The sequence below is a fragment of the Pseudoalteromonas sp. SWYJZ12 genome, from assembly GCF_015864395.1.
Classification (GTDB): domain Bacteria; phylum Pseudomonadota; class Gammaproteobacteria; order Enterobacterales; family Alteromonadaceae; genus Pseudoalteromonas; species Pseudoalteromonas arctica.
In genome coordinates, this window is sequence record NZ_JADYXH010000001.1 from 475,493 (window position 1) to 498,096 (window position 22,604).

The following is a 22,604-nucleotide window of genomic DNA, read 5'->3' on the forward strand; positions in this document are numbered from 1 at the left end:
CTGTTTACAGCGTAAGCTGCTGGATAAACCGATAAATCGCATCGATTTATCATTGAATTTTTAAACCTTGAATACATGCAAAAGGCGCGACAAGCTATTGCTCGCGCGCCTCAATTGTTCATCCTAACCTAAACACCTAACTGAGTTAAGTGTTTTTGGCTAGCGAGAAGCGGTAGCAACAATTACTTGTCGTCTTTCACTTCTTCGAACTCTGCATCAACAACGTCGTCGTCTTGCTTAGTTGACTGTTGTTCGCCAGCGTCTGCTGAACCTTGCTGTGCTTTCGCTTGAGCAATTTCCATTAGTTTTTGAGACTTTTCAGCAAGAGCTTGAGTTTTAGCTTCAATCTCTTCTTTATTGTCGCTCTTAATTGCAGCTTCTAAATCTACAACAGCCGCTTCAATTGCTTCTTTGTCTTCGTTTGGTAATGCATCGCCAGCTTCTTCAATTTGCTTACGTGTACCGTGAACTAAAGCGTCAGCTTGGTTACGAGCAGCTACAAGTTCTTCAAACTTTTTATCGTCTTCAGCATGTGCTTCTGCATCACGAACCATCGCTTCAATTTCGTCATCGCTTAAGCCTGAAGATGCTTGAATCGTAATCTTTTGCTCTTTACCTGTATCTTTATCTTTCGCAGATACATGTAAGATACCATCGGCATCAACATCAAATGTTACTTCGATTTGTGGTGTACCACGTTGTGCTGGACGAATACCTTCTAGGTTAAATTGACCTAGAGATTTATTGTCGCTTGAACGTTTACGCTCACCTTGAAGTACATGAATTGTTACAGCAGATTGATTATCTTCAGCTGTTGAGAACGTTTGCGATTTCTTAGTAGGAATCGTCGTGTTTTTCTCAATCAATGCAGTCATTACTGAGCCCATTGTCTCAATACCTAGAGATAATGGAGAAACGTCTAGTAATAGTACATCTTTAACGTCACCAGCAAGTACACCGCCTTGAATCGCTGCGCCTACGGCTACTGCTTCATCAGGGTTAACATCTTTACGAGGCTCTTTACCGAAGAACTCTGCAACGATTTTTTGTACTAAAGGCATACGTGTTTGACCACCAACAAGAATAATGTCGTTGATGTCGCTTACTGATAAATCAGCATCAGCAAGTGCACGTTTAAGTGGCTCAATTGTTTTAGTTACTAAATCTTCAACTAGTGACTCAAGCTTAGCACGTGTTAGTTTCACGTTCATGTGCTTAGGACCAGATGCATCAGCAGTTACATACGGAAGGTTTACTTCTGTAGACTGTGCAGATGAAAGTTCAATTTTTGCTTTTTCAGCAGCTTCTTTAACACGTTGCATTGCAAGCGGATCATTTTTAAGGTCTAAGCCTTGATCTTTCTTGAATTCAGCTACTAAGTAGTTGATTACGCGGTTATCGAAATCTTCACCACCTAAGTGAGTGTCGCCGTTTGTAGCAAGTACTTCAAAAGTGTGCTCGCCTTCAACTTCATCAATTTCAATGATTGATAAATCGAAAGTACCGCCACCTAAGTCATATACTGCAACTACGTTTTCGCCACGGTTTTTATCCATACCGTAAGCAAGTGCCGCAGCCGTTGGCTCATTGATAATACGTTTAACTTCAAGACCCGCAATACGACCAGCATCTTTCGTAGCTTGACGTTGTGAATCATTAAAGTATGCAGGTACTGTGATTACGGCTTCAGTTACTTCTTCACCTAAGAAGTCTTCAGCTGTTTTCTTCATTTTTTTCAGTACTTCAGCAGAAATTTGTGGTGCAGCGCGTTTTTCGCCGCCCGCTTCTACCCATGCATCGCCGTTATCAGCTTTAACAATTTTAAACGGCATGATGCCGATATCGCGTTGTACTTCTTCGTCTTCAAAACGACGACCAATTAAACGCTTAATTGCAAATAATGTGTTTGTCGGGTTAGTAACCGCTTGACGCTTAGCAGATTGACCTACTAATGTTTCGCCGTCTTGCGTGTAAGCAATAATAGACGGGGTTGTGCGATCGCCTTCCGCGTTTTCAATAACACGTGCTTTGCCACCATCAAGTACTGCAACACAAGAGTTTGTAGTACCTAAATCGATTCCAATAATTTTACCCATGAAACTTCTCCAACTTCAATATTCGTTAATACGTTCGATGACATAGTAAATAGGGATGCGCCAAACTTATTTCAACTGTAAAAATGAAAAAAAATTCATTTTTTATGATTTATTTACAAAATAACCCTAATAATTGTAAGGAATGATGATTTTTACACCGCTGGAGTCGCTTTTAATTACTGGTCTGACTAGTTTGATTGTGTTATAAATTTATTAAATCGCACTATAAAAGGATATCTTCTATGCATTTTGAACAATTACTTCAGCAAGCTTCAAAAATTGGAAATTCAGACAATACCGAACAATCAACTAGCACAATGCAATTCCCAGAAAACTGGTGTCAGGGCAGAACTGCTTTTGGTGGGCTTTCGGCTGCGCTGTTATATCAAGCAATCAGAGGCAAGGTAACGGATGATCGTCGCTTACTTTCACTCAGTACTAATTTTGTAGGGCCATTACTTGCCGATACCTCTTTTTCATTGTCTGTTGAAATACTGCGCCAAGGTAAAAGCAGTACACAGGTACTTGCCAAAGCGATTCAAAATGAACAAGTGTGCGTAATTGTACAAGCATGTTTTGCTAAAAGTAGAGAGTCGGGTATTAATGTGCCTGTTTCAAAATCTTTGGGTTTAAAGCCAGTAGATGAGCGCCACACGTTACCTTTTATAAAAGGTCAGATGCCTGAATTTTTCCAACATGTTGATTTATGCCCCCAACAAGGTGCTATGCCATTTAGTAGTGCAGAAACTTCTCACTTAGGTGGCTGGATGCGCTTTAAACATACGCCCGAACAAATAACTGAAGCCCATGTGATTGCACTTACCGATGCATGGCCGCCAACACTTTTACAAATGTTTAAACAACCCGCTCCTGCAAGTAGCATGTCGTGGTATTTAGAATTTGTGCAAGAGCCAAACTTAACACCTGGAGAATGGCTTGGCTTTGAAGCAATTACTCATCATTCAAAAGATGGTTACGGTTTAGAAGATGGCTGTATATGGTCGCAGTCGGGTGAGCTAATAGCGCTTACACGTCAAACAGTGGCTTTATTTGATTGATGAATGGGTTTGGCCTTCATCAACAATCCTTTTATAAGTACCATTTTGCTTGATGAGCGCCAAACCAATATCAAACTCAGTAGCTAAAACGAGGTTATTAAAATAAGCAGGTCGATCTGCTTTTGGAAATAAAGTGTAAATTTGCACAGCTTCGGGGGATTTATGTTGATTGTAGTAATAGTAAAAAATACGCTTATCTAACACAATTACATCAACCCAACCTTTTAACAGCTTATCTACCTGCGCTTTTTGATTAATAACCTCTTGATATGAGCTAAAGTGTTTAACATTCCTTTTAAATATAGGAGGCAGATATGCCGTTGCATTTTGAAAAGCAAGAACGTTTTTATTAAACATGCCTTCTATTTTATCAATGTTATATTTATTTCGCTTGAGTGTAATGGCCACATTTTCATAACTAAGTACCGTTTTACTTGGATAAATACCCGCACTAATTCCTCCAGCATAATTTAAAAGTATATCTACTCCTTTATTATGCAATTGATGCTCAGCGCGTTTATTCGACATATATTGCACATTAATATTGGCAAATCCATTGGCCTTTAACGCGGCTTTTATTAAATTTAGGTGTATACCCGAGTCTGTTTTTACAAAAACATAGGGTGGAATTGATGCGCTCGCAGCGATCATTACCTCTCGCTCTTTATTAATAGCCACAGCATTTTTCGAGCAAATAAAGAGCCACATTAATATGTAGTAAAAATAATATTTCACACGCTTCCTTTATATAACGAACAGCTTGATAGCAGAACGCGTTGTATTAATGTATTAAATATAGCAAAATTGAAGAAATATTCTTCTTGCTTGGTATTAAATTGCAAACTGTATGCCCCTGCTGCGATCTGATCATAGATATACCTCGCATAATCGCAAAACAAATGGCGATATGCCCACATTGCCACCATAAACTTTGCGAAGCCGATGTTAATCACGATAGTCGTATAGTTGCACTAAGCTTTAGCGCACTATTAATGCTGCTGAGCAGTATGTTTTACCCTTTTATTTCTTTTAGCAGTAGTGGTATTACTCAAACTATTACTCTGCCCGACGCCGCTCGAATTTTATTTAATTACGATAGTGAACTGCTTGGCTTATTTATTGATTTGAGCATTATTGCTCTGCCTATGGGTTTGCTTCTTATTTTAATTCCTTTGCATCTTGGGCTTTTAAAAACATTACCAGAGGGCATAGCAAGGCGACTACTAAAGTTCACCCTTGCGTTAGAGCCCTGGATTATGTCGGAAATATTTTTAATTGGCGTACTTGTTAGTATGGTTAAAATCATGTCGCTGGCTGATATTAGCTTTGGCACGAGTTTTTGGGCTTATGTGGGGTTTGTTATTTTATATATAGCCGCGCTTGTTCACTTAAATCGCCCACGCTTATGGGCTCAAATAAAGCCTGTAAAAGTACTCGAAGGCGCAGAGCATGCTAAACGTGCAATAGATGAAAATATTAAAGCCTGCCATGTGTGCCATCAACTATGTACCGGTAATATTTGTCAGCGTTGCCATACAAAAACGCACGTTAGAAATCCTTACAGCGTACAAAAAGCAGCCGCTTGGCTAATTACCTCTGTTGTTTGTTATATTCCAGCTAATGTGTTGCCTATTATGCATACCACTAGTCTTGGGGATGAATCCCCTTCGACTTTAATTGGTGGTGTTATTACTCTTTGGAAAAGTGGCTCCTACCCTATTGCCGCTATTATATTTTTAGCCAGCGTTGTGGTGCCACTTGCTAAAGCTTTTGTGTTGAGCTTTTTATGCTTTATGGTAACGAGGCCTGCCAATAGACATACAAAAAGTTATACCCGAATTTATCAACTGACTGAGTTTATTGGAAAATGGTCGATGATAGATGTATTCGTGGTTGCTATTTTAGTTGCCTTAGTTCAACTGGGTAATTTAATGTCAGTAACACCAGGATTAGGCATTGTATTTTTTACAGTTATGGTAATATGCCAAATGATGGCTGCCCATGCCTTTGACCCACGCTTGTTGTGGGATTCCCCTAAAAACAAAAAATCAGAGAACAAAGCATGACCGAAACTGCCGAAATAACAAAAGAACCGAAAATTTCCGCTATCTGGATCATTCCGGCAATTGCGCTGTTAGTGGGCATGTGGATGTTATACCAATACCAAGCTAATAAAGGCCCTACAATTTTTATCGAGATGCCACAAGCTGAGGGCATTATTGCAGGTAAGACTGAAATAAAAGTGCGCAGTGTAAAAATAGGTCAAATTGATCATGTTCGACTATCAGACACCCAAGACAGCGTTATTGCCCGTGCGCAAATAGACAAAAACTACAATAACTTATTAACTGATGATGCCAAAATTTGGGTCGTAAAACCACGCATTGATGAAACGGGTATTAGCGGAATGAGCACGCTATTATCTGGTGTATATTTAGAGTTTTCACCCGGTGAAAGTAAAGAGCTAAAAGAGCGTTTTAAATTACAAGACGAACCCGCCCTCATTGGTAAAGATGTGAAAGGTGGCCGTTTCAAATTAATGAGTTACAACGCTGAAGTGCTTGATGTGAGTACTGGTATATTTTTCAAAAATTACAAAATAGGTCAAATAGAAACCGCCACTTTTGATTGGGAAAACCAAGCAATGAAGTACGGCGTATTTATTAAAGAACCTTATCAAAATCTCATCACCATGAACTCTATTTTTTGGGTGAACGCAGGGATTGAAATTGACCTATCTGCCGATGGCATCAATATTAATACGGGCTCTTTAAGTAAACTTTTAAAAGGCGGCATTTCGGTTGGCTTACCTGAGCAACAGGCCCCGGGTGAAATAGCACAAGATGGGCATAGCTTTTCATTAAGCCAAAGCTATAAAGAAGCGCTAGAAGAGCGCTTTTACGATTTTGATTACTACCTCATTGAATTTGAACAATCAGTTCGAGGACTACGCACAGGTGCTCCTGTCGAATATAGAGGTATGCGTGTAGGTACTGTTGTTGAAACCCCTGCCAATGTAATTATTGACGGTAAACCTGCCCACTTTAGAAACCATAATACGGCGGTTCCAGTACTTATAAAAGTAGAATACGGACGCTTGTATCACGACAGTGCCTCAGCTAAAGAGTATTGGCAAGGTAGTTTAAAAGGCTGGATTGAAAGTGGTATGCGCGCCTCGTTAAAGCCTGGTAATTTATTAACGGGTGCAGTGTACGTTGATTTTGATATATACCCAGATGCACCGCAAGCGCACCTAGGTAAACTTGTGCAGTATGATGTTTTTCCGAGTATTTCTAGCGGCATAACCGTATTAGCAGACCAAGTCTCTGACGTACTTAATAAAGTAAATAACTTAAAAGTTGAAGATAGCTTAGAACAAATGCAAGCCACATTTACCGATTACCGAGCGCTTGCTAATGAAATGCGAGAGCTGCTAAGCCAAAAAGATACACAAAACTTACCAGGCGACTTTAATCGTAATTTCGAAAAGATGACAAAAAGTATGGAGCAGTTTGAAGTAACTATGCGCCAATTTGATAAAACCATGGCCAGTTACCAAGCAGGTTCTGAACTTCATCATCAAATACAGCAAACATTAAAAGAGTTTAAACGTTTAAGTGAGGGCCTACAGCCTCTAACTCGCGGATTAAACGAGCAACCTAATATGCTAATTTTTGATAAATCATTACCAGCAGATCCAAAACCAAGGAAGCAATAATGAAATCGTTATTTTTAACTGCAAGTTTATTATTACTATTGGCAGGTTGTAGTTCATCAATACAAACTGCGACACAGTATTACCAGTTTGAGCAGCCTATTGGTGCCTCGTCTCGAAATGTGACAGACACAGACGCACAATTAAGAATACAAACAGTTGTACTTAGAGGTGCTTTAAATAATTTAGGTATTGCTATGAAAATAGATAGCAACCAAATTCATGCCGCAAATTACAACCTGTGGGGCGAATCGCCGGATGTAATGCTCACTGCAACAGCCCAGCAAACTCTTTTTAATGCTATGCCAAATTGGATGGTAATAAAGGGCTTACCGGTCATTACCGAACTCGATCAGCAAACGTTTTATGAGCTTGAATACGAAATTCACCACTTTAATGGCGATATGGAAGGTAACGCTGATATTTCAGGGCTTTGGCGTTTATATTACACACACCCTGAAACAGGCCGACGTCTTATAAGTATTCATAATTTTTCAAACCTAGTACCTATAGATGATGATGGATACGACGGTTTAGTTTCAACGCTTGAAGCAACATGGCTAAATATAAACCTAAATGTTGCAAAACAAATAGAACAAGCAAGACTTTAATCATTAAGTGAAAATATAATTACGGCGGTTTTATCATCATTGATAACCGCCTTGCCCTTTATTTTAAAGCCCAATTTTAACAACACATTCTGCGATGCCCTATTATCTGGTGATGTTATTGCACACAGTTTTGTAATTCCAAATTCATGCTTATGTTGCAAAAGTGCGCTGGCCGCTTCAAAAACATAACCCTTTTTTTCAAAACCGCTTACAAGTGCAAAACCTAAATCAGGTTGCAGTAACGCGGCGCGTTTATAAAACCCAACAACGCCAACCACTACAGCATTATGCAAAGTAATAATGTAAGGCCCAAAGCCTTGGCGTACATGAGAAGCAATAAATGACTGATTGATGTACGACTTGGCATCATCAAGGGTATAGATTGCTTTATCACCAATATGCTCTATGAAACTCGCCTGATTAACTAGCTTAAGTAAAATAGCTGCATCAAGCTCATTTGCATGGCGCAACAACAGTCGATTTGTTTTAAATACAGCGTTCAATGTAAGCTCCTCTAAAAAACTTTGTTTTGCATGTAACTTTTTGTTGACTGAAATTAAAAAGCGGATTATTTTTGCGCCGATGTTTTTACAGGCACAACAATAGCGGTTTGCACTCCTTGCACCGTCTGGCGCCAAAGCCAACGCGTTTCACTTAAGCCGCTATTTAACATAACTGTTTATGTGTCCCTCCCTCGCGTACAAAAGCAGTGACTTGGAAGGTGATTTTACAACAAACTTATCATCTTCTTTGTTTTTGTATAAGCAGTTTAAAAATTAATACTATTGTAATTTTTATACATGCTTTTAATTTTGTGAATACTTAAATGCTTGAACCTTCTGCGTTGAGTTTACTACCACCGTTAGTGGTGGTTGTATTGGCTGTTGTATTACGCCGCCCTATTTTATCTTTACTTATTGGTGCTTTAGTTGGTTTAGTTATAGCCGATCCTGCACAGGTACTTACTAACTTTGCGAGTACATCGCTAAAAGTAATGACAGACGAAACCATCGGCTGGCTAATACTTGTATGTGGCGGTTTTGGCGCTTTAATCGCACTGTTAGTGCGCACAGGTGGCGCATCAGCTTTTGGCAAGCTAGCCCTTAAATACACTAAAGGTAAGCGTTCATCGTTGTTTATGACCTTTTGTTTAGGTGTGGTTATTTTTATTGATGACTACTTAAATGCGCTTACCGTGGGTGAAACCATGAAACGCATTACCGATAAATTTAAAGTTAGCCGTGAAATGCTTGCCTATGTTGTTGACTCTACTGCTGCACCAATCTGTGTACTTGTTCCTTTATCTACTTGGGCGGTATTTTTTGGTGGCTTATTGGTAGATAACGGTATTGCTGAAGAAGGCAAAGGTATTGCTGTTTATATTCAAGCTATTCCGTACATGTTTTACGCGTGGTTTGCAGTGCTTGTTGTTTTACTTGTTGTACTAGGTGTTATTCCTGCAATTGGTCCGATGAAAAAAGCAGAACAAATGGCGCAAATTGAGCAAGCTCAAGTCGACCCTGCTCAATACAATGACGTTCAAACAGCGGATGAATATGCAGTAAAAGCAGCTGAAGAAAACTTTGAAGATGCTGATCCTAAAGGTAAATTACGTAACTTTTTGGTGCCGATTATTTTACTGGTTGCATTTACTGTTTACTTTGAAATAGACGTATACAAAGGCTTACTAGCAACAATGGCGGTCACTCTCCCGTTTTATGCGCTACAAAAATTAATGAGCGTAAGTGAAATGATTGAGCGCATGCTTGATGGCTTTAAAAGTATGATCCCCGCTATTGGTACTGTTATAGCTGCGTTTATATTTAAAGATGTATGCGACTTAATTGGTTTACCTCAGTTTGTTATTGGCAGCTTAAGCCCTTATATGACTGCTGCATATTTACCAGCCGTGGTATTTATTTCAATGGCTATTTTAGCGTTTGCAACAGGGTCTAGTTGGGGTATTTTTGCTGTATCAATTCCGATTGTTATGCCACTGGCAAATGCGGTTGATGCAAACATACCACTGGTCATTGGTGCGCTATTATCGGCTTCTTCTTTTGGTAGCCAAGCGTGTTTTTACTCAGATTCAACCGTACTCGCAGCGCAAGGCTCTGGTTGTAATTTAATGAGCCATGCCGTTACACAATTGCCTTACACGCTAATTGCTGCGGCATTAGCTGTTATAGGCTTTTTAATAATGGCTTAAATTTGCTTAAATAAAAACCCCAATGTAGCAATACATTGGGGTTTATTTTTAGCTGTATAAATAAAGCTTATTTTTGTAGTTTAATACCATTGTAATAGGCATCAAGCGTTGTGATTTTAGTTTGATTTGGTAAATCGGCAAAGTCACTTTCTATAAACTTAGTACCACGTAATTGCACATTTAAACGTGCCGCATTAGGATTAAGCATTGTTTGCTTGTAGTAGTCTTTTATATCTGCAAGCGTTACTTTTTCAACTTCATCAATCAGCTTTTGCTTAGAATCAAAGGTAAAATTTTCACGGTACCAATCGTTTATAAGTGGGCTCATTTCGTCACTTAAGTTTTTAGGCTGCTCTTTAAGCGATACTAGGGTTGAATTTTTAAGCTGCTCAAAAGTCTCTTCGCTCATGTTATCAAGTTCAACTGCGTATTCTTTTTTAAACTTATCAAAACGAGCTTGTATTTCTTTAGGACCTTTAACCGGTGTTTGAATATACAAACCAATTGCTGAGTAATCCTCGATTGGGCGAGCTAATGCACCTACTGCGTATGCAAGTTGCTCCTCAGTACGCATTTTATCAAACGCAACTGTTCTAAAGTGGCTTTGTAATACAGCCGCTTCTGCTTTTTGTTTGTAACCCGCAACAGGGTGAACGGTCATATCAACCACCGCTACATCGGCTACATCAATATCTTTTTGCAGTACCAGCGTTTCGCCCGGTTGTGGCAACCATGCTTTGCTTCGCGCAAATTCACTGCGTTTATGGTTGCTTGGTAATGTTGCACTTAATTCGTCTGCAATCGCGTCTATATCTTGCTGATTGTAGTTACCGTAACTAAATACGCGTAAATCGTTTTGTGCAAACGTAGCTGTTTTTAATTGTGCTAAGTCGGCAACACTCAGTGAGTCAGCGGCTTTAATAAGTGCGTCTGTATCAAAACCACCTGTACGGGTTAGTTTTGAATACTCGCCAAATGCTTGTGCATACGGAAACTGTTTTTGTTGGTTTAGTAAATTACGTTTAAAGCGATCAACTGCTTGGCTAAATGCTTGTGCTGTTTCATCGGCTTTTAATCCGGTTAAAGCTTGTTTAAGCAATACATCTTGCTTATCTGTAAAGCCACTCATAGATAAAACAAGACCATTACTCGGTGCTAAGCTTACGCTCATACCGGCGATTGCTGCTTCGGTACTTAACTGACTTTGTTGAATATTATATAAATCAGCCCAAACAGAATAAAGGACTTCTGCTTTAATATCGTTCAAACCGGGTTGAGTATTTATATAAACTTCGACAAGCCCTTTTGGCTGCTCTGCAAATTTTTGACTTGCTTGGCGCCATACTTTTACACCATTTTTATCGTAAGCAAGCTCAGGGTGTTTTTGCTCTTTAAATGCTTGCGTTTTTATTACAAAATTTTCAGGCAATAAATTGTTTACAGTTGGTAGTGCTAACTTAAATTCGCTTGGTTTTTTCCAGCTGGCAATTTCATCATCGCTAATATCACTAATGCGGTATTTGCCGTCGTAAAAGTGTAGTTGCGAGTCAGTCTCTTCTTGCTGCGATACATACCAAATACGAAGAGTATCGGCATTTAACTGCTCAAGTACTTTATTTACAGCATCAGCGTCAAATTTTGCATAATAGTAAGGTGCATTAATAGCGTGATTTAACGGATAGTCTTGCATGCTTTGCGTAAGTGAACTTACATAATTAAACTCATCACCTTTTTCTAAAAACTTAAATTGGTTATTTAGTGATGTACGAATTTCGTTGAAGTACTTGCTATCAACGCCCTCTTTTTTAATTAAATCGATGTACTGCATAATAGTCGCAACTATTTCGTCACGATTTTTCATGCCTTCATCTGTAAGCTCTGCGTTTACGTTTAATGACCCGTAGTTACCATATTGATTTGGTGCAGTTGAAGCTGACAACTGAGATACCCACCCTTTGTCACGAAGCAATTGCGCTGGGCTGCCCGGCATTTCATTACTTAGTAAATACGCTACAAATCGGTTTGGTTTAAGGGCAAATTCGCTATTATTATTAGCAATGGTGAAATCAAGTTGTAGCTGTTTTACATCTTCATTTGGTGCATAAAACACGCGTTTTCCGCCAGCGTTATCAAAATCAAGTTTTGCAGTTACTGTTGGTTTTTCTATGTTTTTATTTTTTATATCAGCAAAGTATTTTTGTGCTTTTTGCTCCATTTCAGCAATAGATAAATTAGAAATAAGCGCTACTTTCATGACATTTGAAGAATAATATTTATTATAAAAATCAACCGTTTCTTTATGAAGCGAACTGTTTTCTTTATCACCAAGTGTTTCTAGATTACCAATTAAAAAGCGATTAGCTGGGTGATCGCCCATCATTTTACGCGCTAGTTTAAATTGACCAAAAAAGTCCATTTCGCGACGCATTGACCACTCTGCGTTTACTGCATTTTTTTCTTTGTCTGTGTATTCAGGGTATAATTTAGGTGCTTTAAAAAAGTCGGCAAAACGGTCTAGCCCTTCATCAAACGCGTCGTTATTAATTTTAAACATGTAATTAGTAATATCGAGCCAAGTATACGCATTGTGCGCGCCACCATTTTTGGTCATAAAATCAGAATACCCTTTTGTATCTGGGTAACGATCAGTGCCTAAAAACAGCATGTGTTCTAAATAATGCGCCATACCCTGTTGCGACATCGGGTCGTGTAGTAAACCTACACCTACACTTAGTGCCGCTGCTGACTTTTCAGCACCAGGATCAGACACTAAAATAACTTCAATGTCGTTTGCTAATTTAAGTGTTTTATATTCGCGGTTATCGTTAGGACTTAAAACTAACGTGTCTGATAATAAAGAGGCCGGAGGCGCCACAGAAACCGAAGCTGTATTTGAACAACCACTTAAAACCGCAAGTGCGATAGCACTAAAACCAATAATCTTTTTCATTTTTGTTTTCCATTAAAAAGTATTGCGCAAAATAGCATGCGCCAATTCAAAGCAATATAGTTAAGCTAAACTAACATTTTCAATTAATAACTTTCTACAAAATAACGCTATTTTGTGTAACACATTGTGAAAAATGTCTTCATAATCGGCTATTAGTTGCGAGTCTGCCAACTTTCGAGATTAAAAATCATTCAATATCAAAAGATACACAAACTCTAAATAATAATAAGGAAAAACAATGGAAAAAATCATCATACTTGCCATGTTTGCACAAGTTACGCTTTCACTGGTTGTCATGCTCATTATGGGTAAAAGGCGCTTTGCAGCAGCTAAAAACAAACAATTAGATTTAAGCGATTTTAAAACAATGCAATTAGATAAGGCTGGCGACACTATTAGGGTTGCAGATAGAAACTTTTCAAATCAGTTTGAAATACCTGTGCTTTTTTACGCGGGGTGTTTACTTGCACTACAGCTAAATAGCGCCAGTACACTTGTGGCTATACTGGCCTGTTTATTTGTAGCAACACGTATTATGCATAGTGTTATTCATTTAGGTGAAAATAACGTACGAGCACGTTTTAAAGTGTTTTTACTAGGTTGTGCTTGTGTGTTTTCAATTTGGCTTGCGATGGTTTGGCGAGTATTACTTTAAACAGCAAAGTTTAATAATAATGTGGGCGGCTGGTTTACGCCATCCACATTACCGTTAATTTTAACTATTTAGCACGTTTTAAACGAGGTACAGCAAGTAAAAAAGCACCTAACAGCCAAATTAACCCGCCGCCAGAACTGCTACCTGAATCTGTTGATGAGTTAGAATCAATTAGCGTATTTTCAGTAACAGTAAGAGCTGCGGCTGAATTAGGATCATCATCCATTACCGCCACGTTTTGAATAGTCACTAAATTAGCACTGCTAATTGTTACATCAGTGCTTGCACATTGTTCAGCAGTAATACCAACAACGGGTGTTTCGCCACAGTGTACTAATGCTGCAATTTTATCTAACGTTGATTGGCTTGCCTCTGTTATTTGTCCAAATACAGTAAAACCCCCATTTTGTGTGTCTAATTGAGCACTGCCAACACTGTTATCCACAATATTAAAAAACCATTGGCTTGTGGCACTATTAGGATCGCCATCTACTTTCGCCATTGCAATAGTACCTTTAACATTTGAAAATACAGGTTCATTAATAATGGCAGGCTTAGTAGTAATTGGATCAAAGTCGTCAGAAAAAGTAAAACCCCCACCTTGAATAACAAAGTCACTCAGTGAACGGTGGATCACGGTTTGATTATAAGACTCATCATCAACGTAACTTAAAAAATTTTCAACTGTTTTAGGCGTGTCTTGATCAAATAAATTAATCACAATAATACCTTGGCTAGTTTTCATTTCAACGATAGTTGCAGTGCTACTAAAGCTAGCTGCTGCCAATAGTGAACCAAGGAAAAACTTCTTCATATTTAACTCCTATTGTTATAATTACTTAAATGTTTTGTTAATATACAGGCAGGTTATTATTACTCACTGAATAAATCGAGAGCAAATTGCATATTGATACAAATCAGACCACATCGATAACATTTTAATTACATTGTTTTAGCTGTTTTAGCTATATTCTTTTAAGTTATATAAATCAAAACAGCTAAAACTAAATCATCTTTCCCCTGTGTGTACTTTTGTTACTATCAAACAAAATAAAAAACACTGGTAATAATAATGTCAAACACACAACACACTATTTGTGACTTTGGTTTACACAGAGGCGAAGCTTACACAAAGCTACCCGCCAGCTTTTTAACGTGGATGATTGCAGCAAATCATGAAAAATCTGAATATGCGAGTAAAGAGTTAAAGCGCAGAGAAACTGCTGCGACAAGCCGTAATTAAGATGAAATGTAAATAAGTACGTTTTTTTCGCATAAAACTAGTTTAAACTAGCCACTCAATAAATTAAGTGGGCCTTAATAGACAGGTATTTTATGCGAATAATTATTTTATTTTCAGTTTTTTTAAGCGTACTTGGGTGTACATCGGCTACAACCGACTCAAGTGTAAGTAACTCTCCTGCAACTCAATATCTTACTGTACTTCACACTAACGATAACCACGGGCGTTTTTGGCAAAACGAAAAAGGCGAATACGGTATGGCCGCTCGCAAAACGTTAATTGACTCTTTACGCAATAAAGCTCAAAAGCAAGGTCATGCAGTACTACTTCTCTCTGGTGGTGATATTAATACTGGCATTCCTGAGTCAGACTTACAAAAAGCAGAGCCTGACTTTAAAGGTATGTCTTTGATTGGTTACGATGCAATGGCATTAGGTAATCACGAATTCGACAACCCTATTGATGTTTTAAAGCAACAGCAAAAATGGGTGGATTTTCCTTTTCTATCAGCCAATATATTTGAAAAAGAGTCAGGCGAACACGCGTTTGATAGCTACAAAATATTCAAAAAGAATGGATTAACTATTGCTGTTATTGGTTTAACAACAACCGACACAGCTAAAATTGGTAATCCTCAGTATATTGGGCACTTAGAGTTTAAAGACCCTGTTGACGTTACAGCAAAACTAGCTAAAGAAATAAAAGCTAAGTATAACCCTGACATTACAATCGCCCTGACTCATATGGGTCATTATGTTGATGCTAGCTTTGGTATTAACGCACCCGGTGATGTAACACTTGCTCGCTCACTTCCTGCAAACACCCTTGATATGATCATTGGTGGCCACTCTCAAGAACCTGTATGTATGAGCGATACAAATGTAAATGACGATAGCTTTAAACCAGGTCTTGCCTGTAAACCAGACCAACAAAACGGTACTTACATTATGCAAGCCCATGAATGGGGTAAGTATGTCGGTAAAGCTGAGTTTAAGCTTGAAAACGGAAAATTAACGTTACTAGACTACAAACTGATGCCAGTTAATTTGTATGTAGATAAAGTACAAGCTGATGGCTCAACTAAAGAAGTATTAGCAAACGAGTACATTAAACCAGACTCAAAACTTGAATCTTATTTAGCGGTATACCAAGCTAAAGGCGCTAAACAAATTGAAGGTACTATAGGTGAAGTAGATGCTCGCTTAGAAGGTGACAGAAACAAAGTTCGCTACCAACAAACAAATCTTGCACGCGTAATTATTCAAGCTCAAATGGATGTAGTGGGTGCAGACTTTGGACTAATAAGTGGTGGTGGTATTCGCAGCTCAATAGAGGCTGGTGAAGTGAGCTATAAAGATATTTTAAAAGTACATCCTTTCAAAAATCGTATTACTTATATGGATTGGCAAGGCAGTGATTTATGGGACTATTTAAATACAGTAACGAGCTTCCCACCGGATGCAGGTGCTTATTTGCAGTATCATAAACTATCGTTTGAACGTAAAAATGGCCAGCTAGTTAATGTGGTTATTAATGGACAACCTTTGAATAAAAATAAAACGTACCGTATGAGTCTAAATAGCTATAACGCATCAGGCGGCGATGGCTATCCTACGCTTACAAATAAAAAAGGCTTTATTAGTACAGACGAAACAGATGCCCAGGCACTTCAAGACTTTATATCAAAAAACAGCCCTCTTAAAACGGCTGAATTTACTCCTAAATAGCCTCTAATAATAGGAAAGTAACCTTGTTACTTTCCTATTATTTCAATACTGCCCTTTTTAATATTTGCCAGCCCATAACTATGCAGACGAGAGCGAGAACCCTCCCCGTATGCTTTAGGTGGGTAATATAACTCTTTTTCTTCAGGATATTCGCTGAGTATTTCATCTAATGCCGCACGTATTTCACTTAAGGTTTTTTCAAGACTATTATTAAAATTAGGCCTTTTTCTAACCGTATGGCCGAGTTCGATCAACCTATAAAAATACTTGTTAGCAAGCTCTAGCAGCTCCTCTGGCACATCTTTATTATGACTAAGCGTTACATCATCATTATTTGTACAATACTCTACAAGTGCTAAATAAAAGCACAATGGCTTATTGGCTAAACACATTTTTTGTTCTGAATTACAACTACTTGATAATGTTTTATCGTTAAGGTCAACAATAAGTATCAGCGGCGTAGACTCTGCAATTGATTGATGCTGTGCATTATTAAACTGCTTATTGCTTTGTTTAATAAACGCAAACTTTACCCAAAAGCTAACCAACACACTTAAAATAAAAAACATTAAATAATAAATAATATGACTCAACGTAAAATGAGTGTATTTAACGCTAAGTACAACTAATACAAACCCGCTGTTTGTACTCAAACTACGTATTGTTTGGTTGTGCTTAATTGGTGTTACTATTTCGCTTTTGGGTGCAATAGTAACAACCCTAAGATCATCCGAATTGATGTAGCTATTTAAGATTTTAATGTAGCTATTAACCGCGTCTTTATTGCCTGAGTGTTTAAGCAGCTCATTTGATAAATCAAGTAAGGGTAAATCTAGTGCTATTTGCCTCTCGATCTGCATAATTTTTTGTTTAGCTACTTGCTGGCTTTTTTGAGTTACAGAAATATAAAAGACAGACGACAAAATAAAAAACAAACTTATAATAACAAGTAATTGCTTATACTTACTCATCACCAACCTCCTCTTTTAAGCCTACTGAGCTGGCGCCACAGCGCCAAAATGGCTGGACGTTTTGATAGTAATGCAAACTTTGATCTTTAGACATATCAAGCAAATTTTCCTGCACTGCGCATAATAAATCTGTGTTGTTTTGCTGCATTTTTAAATACCATCTTGTTCCAGAAATATTATTACTCAATGGCGTAATATAGTTTTTTGAAAAGCGTTTTTCGTCGCTCTCTTTCCAAAACGAAGCAATAATATCTACTTTTCCATTAGCGAGTAAATCACGTAATTCGTTATGAGAGCTAGCATAAGTGATTTTCAAATTGGCTAAATTAATATCCAACTCTTTAAACGTTTGCTTTGGTAAAATATGCCCTGACCGGCTGGTCGGATAATCAAGCAAACCTATGCGCTTATCTAAAAAGTATTGTTTAGTGACTCGAGGTTTTTCTTTAGAAGATATAAAAAAAGCCGTATAGTCAGAAAAACCAACAACGGGCTGGTAGTTATAGGTCGACTCTGCTTTAAAGGCTGCCATAATATTGTTTTTAGCCAAAATTAAGTCAGCAATTCCTTTACCCACAAACTCAAAGCTGTCTGCCGTTCTATACCCCCAATACCCTTTTACAGAGCCATATTGCTTAGCCACCACGTTATCAGAGCATAACTTTTGTGTTAATAACTTAGCTATTTTTTTTGATTGCGTAAAAACAATTAGCTGGTCTTTATTACTTGTTGCAGTTGTTTGACATTCTGTTGAGGTTTCAATCATAACTGGAAAATGTAAATCATCGTTGTGTACACTAACTTGACCGAAAACCCATGTAACGACCAATAATAGAAACAAAAGTATAACAATTAACATCTTGTGCAACATGATATTTTTAAAATTCAAAGCAATGCTACTCAAAAAAAAGATTATATAGTGCATTTGAACAATTTTACTTACTTATTACAACAAGTAATTTTACCTATCAAGTATAACCTATTGATTTAAAAGTAATGTAAATAAGAAACTATGAATTTTAATGAGTCCTTCCTATCGACACCAAAAGTAAGGACAATTGACCGCATTAGCCTATAGCAACGCCATGAAATATTCATTTAGGAAGTTCTAATGCATAACAGTTTAAAGTACTCGATATCCTCTGCACTTTTGGTTAGTGCTATATTCACAAGCACCGACTCACATGCTTGGGGTCAAAATGGCCATCGTATTGTCGGGCAGATTGCACAATCTCATATAAGCGAAACAACTAAAGCAGCAATTAAACCTTATTTAGATGGTGAGTCACTAGCTCAAATATCAACGTGGCCTGATGAAATGCGCTCTGCTCCTGGCGAGTTTTGGCAAAAGAAATCATCTCGTTGGCATTATATTAATGCAGCACCAGGAAAATCTTTCAGCTTCAATCACGATCACACTAAAAATAAAGAATCTGTAAGTAATATCCTTGAAGGTATTCATTACTCAATGCAAACACTTACAGATACCAACAGTACCTTAGATGCTAAACAGTTCAGTTTGCGTTTTTTAGTGCATTTAGTAGGTGATAGCCATCAACCATTTCATGCAGGTAGAGGTGAAGACAGAGGTGGTAACCGTATTAAGGTTTCATTTTTTAACGAAGAAACAAATCTTCATAGCCTTTGGGATACAAAGCTAGTTGAAAACGAAAACTTGTCGTTCACTGAGTACGCACAATTTATTGATACAAATAACAGCGAGTTAATTGCACAGTATTTACAAAGCTCACCTATGACATGGGTTGAAGAATCTCATAATTTAGCCACAAAAATTTATAAATATACCAACAACGAAATTGGTTATAGCTACATATATAACAATACTCCAATTATAAAAACGCGCTTACAGCAAGCGGGTATTCGATTAGCAGGATTATTAAATGCCTTATTTGACCCTTCTGCAAAAGAGTTAGAAACAGCTTTAGCTTTTGAAAAGAAGCAAACTAACTAGATGTATTTCATATTAATGTAATACTAGAAAAGTAAAATCAAAGAAATATGATTAACAAGCAATACATAATTTAAATACTGCAAAGCTTAATAAGGCCCATTAGCTTGGTTCTTATAAGTATATTTAAAACTATAAATTTGACATTAATAACACGGGAAATCAACATTATGACTAAGCTTCGTCTTTCGAAATTAACTGGTGCTATAATTTTAGCGCTAGGTGTTTCTACAAGCGCAATGGCTGCTGATACTTCTTCTGCAATGCGTGGTAAAATTACGACGCCTTCAGGTGGCAGTGCTGCAAACGTTAAAATTAAAGTAGTTCACCAACCAACGGGAACTATTAGCGAACTAACTACAAACGAAAGTGGTACTTTCATAGCCAACGGCTTACGTGTAGGTGGTCCTTACATGGTTATCATCGATTCTGATACCTTTAACGATACCACTGTTGAAAATATCTACTTGAACCTTGGTGAAACTTACCGTTTAAGCTCGCAGCTTGCTCCACGAAACATCGAAAAGATTGAAGTGTCTGGTTATAAAATCGTTCAACAATCAGGTGGCTCTAGCAGTACATTTGGCTCTGACACTATTGAAAATATGCCAAGCTTTAATCGCGATATTAAAGATATTGCGCGTTTAAACCCACTTGCGAGTATTAACGGTAATGGCGAGCTAACGTTTGCAGGTAGTAACCCTCGATCAAATGGTTTAACTGTTGATGGCATCGGCCAAAACGATGATTTTGGCTTAAGTTACGGTGGTTACCCAACTTCACAGCCTCCAGTTGCACTTGATGCTATTGAACAAATTTCTGTTGATGTATCTCCATTTTCAGCTTCTAAAGGTAACTTTGGCGGCGGTACCATTAATGCGGTAACAAAATCAGGTACGAACGAATTTAAGTTTTCTGGTTTTTATGAAACATCAACTCCTGATATTGCAGGCGATGTAGACAGTATTTCTCAAGTTTATACTGATGGCCGACCGGCTTTAGATGAAGATGGTCATCGTACATATGTTATTGAAAAAGTTGAGCCAATCCAAACTGAGAAACGTTATGGTTTTAATGTTGGCGGACCGTTGATCGACGACACTTTGTTTTATTTTGTAAACTACAACAAGTGGACAAGTGAACTTGATTTGGATTATGGTTTTGAAGGTTCAGGCGCAACGAACGAGTACGACGTAACAGAAGATAATTACAATAATTTTCTTAACATTTTAAGTAATGAATATGGATTAACTGACTCTTTAGGTGGCGATCCTAAAGATACAAACGAGTCATTACTTGTTAAATTAAGCTGGAACATTAATGATGCCCACCGTCTAGATTTTACTTACCAATGGCAAGATGACAAAGACGAAACAAATGTTGGTACTGGCGGAAGCACTGTAAGCTTAGCGTCAAGCCGTTACACTTACGCCACTAAATTTAATAATTTTGCGACTAAATTATACTCAGACTGGAATGAAAACTTCTCAACTGAAATTGGTATAGCTTATAAAGATGTTTCATCTAGAAGCTTAACAAATTCTGACATCGGTTTCGTTAAAGTTGAAGAATACTATCGTGGTCCTGCTTACGAGTTTGGTACCGACGAATTCCGCCATGCAAATAGCGCATCAACTGAAAACTTAACACTCACGTTTGATGCAACTTATTTAATGGATGACCATGAGATTAACTTTGGTATGCAGTATGAGTCGTTAAACTTATACAACTTATTTGCTTCCAATTCATTAGGCTCTTGGGAGTTTGATAACTTTGAAGGCTTCGAAAACCGTGAAGTTGGCAACTACGACGGCACTTACGATTTTTCTTACAGTAACGCATTTACAAACAATCCAAATGACACCGCTTATGATGCCACGCGCAACCAATTAGCGCTTTACATTGAGGATACGTTTTACGTTGGTGACGATTTAGAAGTAACAGCAGGCATTCGCTATGAGCGTTTATCATCAGATGATAAACCAACACGTAATGAAAATTTTGTTAATGCTTACAGCGCATTATATGGAGTTGATGACTTCAATAACCAAGAAAATCTTGATGGCTTAGATATTTTCCTACCACGTATAGGCTTTAAATATTATGCAACTGAAGCATTAACCATCAACGGTGGCATAGGTCGCTTCCAAGGTGGCATTCCAAATGTTTGGTATAACAACTCATTCCAAAATGATGGTATTACAATTGTTGAACCGACAGAAAACTTCGTTAACAACTATTATGCAAACAACCAGGCTGATATTACACAAGTGCCTGACGCAATTAAAAATTCGTTAGTGCAAGGTACTGGTAGCACAAACTACATTGACCCTGACTTTAAATTACCTTCAAGTATTCGTGCTCAAGTTGGTTTTGAGTATGAGTTTGACTCAGAATTGCTTGGCGATGGATTTAAATGGCAAGCTGAAATTGCTTACCATAAGAAAGAGAACGAAGCTGTATGGCATAACACGGCTATCCAACCTGTTGGTTTAGCTGCCGATGGTGAGCGTGTAATCAACGAAAGTATTTATAGCGGTGACCTTGATCAAAACTTTGATATTGCAATGACTAACTCATCTGACGATGGCCGTTCAATTATTATCTCAACGGGTCTTGCAAAAGAGTTCGAAAATGGTCTTTACGTTTCAGCAAGCTACGCACACCAAGACGTAACTGAAGCATCTTCTGGTTCTTCTTCACGTGCACAAAGTAATTATCAGTACAACATTACACGTAATCGCAATGAAGATTTTGCTGACCGTGGTTCTTACGAAGTAGAGCACAGCTTTAAAGTTAATTTGGCTTATAACACTGAATTTTTTAGTGGCTACGCAACTAAGTTTAACGTATTTTTTGAACGTCGTTCGGGCCGCCCTTTTAGCTACACTATGGGTATGTACCAAGAGCGCGGCTTAGGTGATACTAAAGACTTTGATAGTAGCTCAGCTTACTTAGCTTATATACCTACAGGTGCTGATGATCCAAATGTAAACTGGGATGAGTCTGGTTTATCTTGGAATGAATTAGAAACGCTTCTAAATCGTGCTGGTATATCAGAGCGTGGTGAAATTTTAGGTCGTAACTCAGGCACTCAACCTTGGGTAACTACTATGGATGTAAGTATCAAACAAGAAATACCTGGCTTTGCTGAAGGTCACAGCGGTGAAATTTATTTCATGGTTGATAACTTTGCAAACTTATTAAATAGCGATTGGGGTGTTGAAAAACGTTTAGGCTTTTCTGACCAAGCCGTATATGACTTTGAAGGTTTAGATGCTGATGGTCGTTACAAAATTGACCCTCGACACGACGGTGCTGACGTTCGTAACTATAGCCAGTATGTAACTAGTTCTTCTGCATGGCAGGCTAAAATTGGTATTAGCTACAAGTTTTAAGC

Annotated in this window: 17 protein-coding genes; 10 read left to right on the forward strand and 7 right to left on the reverse strand. The window is 38.0% G+C overall.

Translation table 11 applies throughout. The features are described from left to right. Positions 1-182: 182 nt before the first annotated feature. Positions 183-2,096, reverse strand: coding sequence for a molecular chaperone DnaK (gene dnaK / locus I6F42_RS02060; protein WP_008171317.1), 1,914 nt, complete (start codon positions 2,094-2,096; stop codon positions 183-185). A 242-nt stretch (positions 2,097-2,338) separates the two neighbouring features. Between dnaK and I6F42_RS02065 the strand changes: the two genes are divergently transcribed. Continuing rightward, positions 2,339-3,154 carry a thioesterase family protein gene (locus I6F42_RS02065; RefSeq protein ID WP_024593153.1) on the forward strand — a complete coding sequence of 272 codons (816 nt, stop codon included), beginning with the start codon at positions 2,339-2,341 and terminating at the stop codon, positions 3,152-3,154. Here the strand turns inward: I6F42_RS02065 and I6F42_RS02070 are convergent. Beyond that, a complete protein-coding gene (locus tag I6F42_RS02070) occupies positions 3,143-3,805 on the reverse strand; it encodes an ABC transporter substrate-binding protein (protein ID WP_231616283.1) in 663 nt (220 codons plus the stop codon). The genes I6F42_RS02065 and I6F42_RS02070 overlap by 12 nt on opposite strands. Before the next feature lie 248 nt (positions 3,806-4,053). Between I6F42_RS02070 and I6F42_RS02075 the strand changes: the two genes are divergently transcribed. Genes I6F42_RS02075 through I6F42_RS02085 form a run of 3 tightly spaced genes read left to right on the forward strand, consistent with a single transcriptional unit; the run spans position 4,054 to position 7,480 of the window. After that, positions 4,054-5,220 (forward strand): paraquat-inducible protein A, encoded by a 1,167-nt coding sequence (locus I6F42_RS02075; protein ID WP_010553945.1) that lies wholly within the window; start codon positions 4,054-4,056, stop codon positions 5,218-5,220. Further along, positions 5,217-6,872, forward strand: coding sequence for an intermembrane transport protein PqiB (gene pqiB, locus I6F42_RS02080; RefSeq protein ID WP_007582433.1), 1,656 nt, complete (start codon positions 5,217-5,219; stop codon positions 6,870-6,872). Before I6F42_RS02075 ends, pqiB begins: the two co-directional genes overlap by 4 nt. After that, the gene (locus tag I6F42_RS02085; protein WP_007582431.1) at positions 6,872-7,480 is read left to right on the forward strand and encodes a PqiC family protein; all 609 of its coding nucleotides are present in this window, start codon (positions 6,872-6,874) and stop codon (positions 7,478-7,480) included. The genes pqiB and I6F42_RS02085 overlap by 1 nt, the downstream gene beginning before the upstream one ends. Here I6F42_RS02085 and I6F42_RS02090 read toward each other — a convergent pair. Beyond that, positions 7,477-7,983, reverse strand: a complete 507-nt coding sequence (locus I6F42_RS02090; RefSeq protein ID WP_165724926.1) for a GNAT family N-acetyltransferase — start codon at positions 7,981-7,983, stop codon at positions 7,477-7,479. The genes I6F42_RS02085 and I6F42_RS02090 overlap by 4 nt on opposite strands. Before the next feature lie 323 nt (positions 7,984-8,306). Between I6F42_RS02090 and I6F42_RS02095 the strand changes: the two genes are divergently transcribed. Then, positions 8,307-9,689 carry a Na+/H+ antiporter NhaC family protein gene (locus tag I6F42_RS02095; RefSeq protein WP_197150522.1) on the forward strand — a complete coding sequence of 461 codons (1,383 nt, stop codon included), beginning with the start codon at positions 8,307-8,309 and terminating at the stop codon, positions 9,687-9,689. Positions 9,690-9,756: 67 nt separating this feature from the next. Here the strand turns inward: I6F42_RS02095 and I6F42_RS02100 are convergent, their stop codons facing one another. After that, on the reverse strand, positions 9,757-12,639 hold the full coding sequence (locus I6F42_RS02100) for an insulinase family protein (protein WP_197150525.1): 2,883 nt from the start codon (positions 12,637-12,639) through the stop codon (positions 9,757-9,759). Between the two features lie 238 nt (positions 12,640-12,877). On the opposite strand from I6F42_RS02100, the gene I6F42_RS02105 reads away from it, so the two are divergent. Further along, positions 12,878-13,294, forward strand: a complete 417-nt coding sequence (locus I6F42_RS02105) for an MAPEG family protein (protein ID WP_007582427.1) — start codon at positions 12,878-12,880, stop codon at positions 13,292-13,294. Between the two features lie 64 nt (positions 13,295-13,358). Here the strand turns inward: I6F42_RS02105 and I6F42_RS02110 are convergent, their stop codons facing one another. Continuing rightward, positions 13,359-14,108, reverse strand: coding sequence for a peptidylprolyl isomerase (locus I6F42_RS02110; protein WP_197150527.1), 750 nt, complete (start codon positions 14,106-14,108; stop codon positions 13,359-13,361). 258 nt (positions 14,109-14,366) lie between these two features. On the opposite strand from I6F42_RS02110, the gene I6F42_RS02115 reads away from it, so the two are divergent. Together I6F42_RS02115 and ushA are read left to right on the forward strand one after the other, a co-directional pair. After that, positions 14,367-14,537 carry a hypothetical protein gene (locus tag I6F42_RS02115; RefSeq protein WP_010553952.1) on the forward strand — a complete coding sequence of 57 codons (171 nt, stop codon included), beginning with the start codon at positions 14,367-14,369 and terminating at the stop codon, positions 14,535-14,537. 92 nt (positions 14,538-14,629) lie between these two features. Beyond that, the gene (ushA, locus tag I6F42_RS02120; RefSeq protein ID WP_197150533.1) at positions 14,630-16,264 is read left to right on the forward strand and encodes a bifunctional UDP-sugar hydrolase/5'-nucleotidase UshA; all 1,635 of its coding nucleotides are present in this window, start codon (positions 14,630-14,632) and stop codon (positions 16,262-16,264) included. A 26-nt stretch (positions 16,265-16,290) separates the two neighbouring features. Here ushA and I6F42_RS02125 read toward each other — a convergent pair whose 3' ends face one another. Both I6F42_RS02125 and I6F42_RS02130 read right to left on the reverse strand, forming a co-directional pair. Further along, entirely contained in the window at positions 16,291-17,235 is a 945-nt protein-coding gene (locus I6F42_RS02125) for a hypothetical protein (RefSeq protein WP_197150534.1), read from the reverse strand. Further along, the gene (locus I6F42_RS02130; RefSeq protein ID WP_197150670.1) at positions 17,228-18,106 is read right to left on the reverse strand and encodes a hypothetical protein; all 879 of its coding nucleotides are present in this window, start codon (positions 18,104-18,106) and stop codon (positions 17,228-17,230) included. Before I6F42_RS02130 ends, I6F42_RS02125 begins: the two co-directional genes overlap by 8 nt. Positions 18,107-18,346: 240 nt before the next feature. On the opposite strand from I6F42_RS02130, the gene I6F42_RS02135 reads away from it, so the two are divergent. After that, positions 18,347-19,207 carry a S1/P1 nuclease gene (locus I6F42_RS02135; protein WP_010553956.1) on the forward strand — a complete coding sequence of 287 codons (861 nt, stop codon included), beginning with the start codon at positions 18,347-18,349 and terminating at the stop codon, positions 19,205-19,207. A 167-nt stretch (positions 19,208-19,374) separates the two neighbouring features. Continuing rightward, positions 19,375-22,602: a TonB-dependent receptor gene (locus tag I6F42_RS02140; protein ID WP_010553957.1), complete on the forward strand. Its 3,228-nt coding sequence runs from the start codon at positions 19,375-19,377 to the stop codon at positions 22,600-22,602. Positions 22,603-22,604 lie beyond the last annotated feature (2 nt).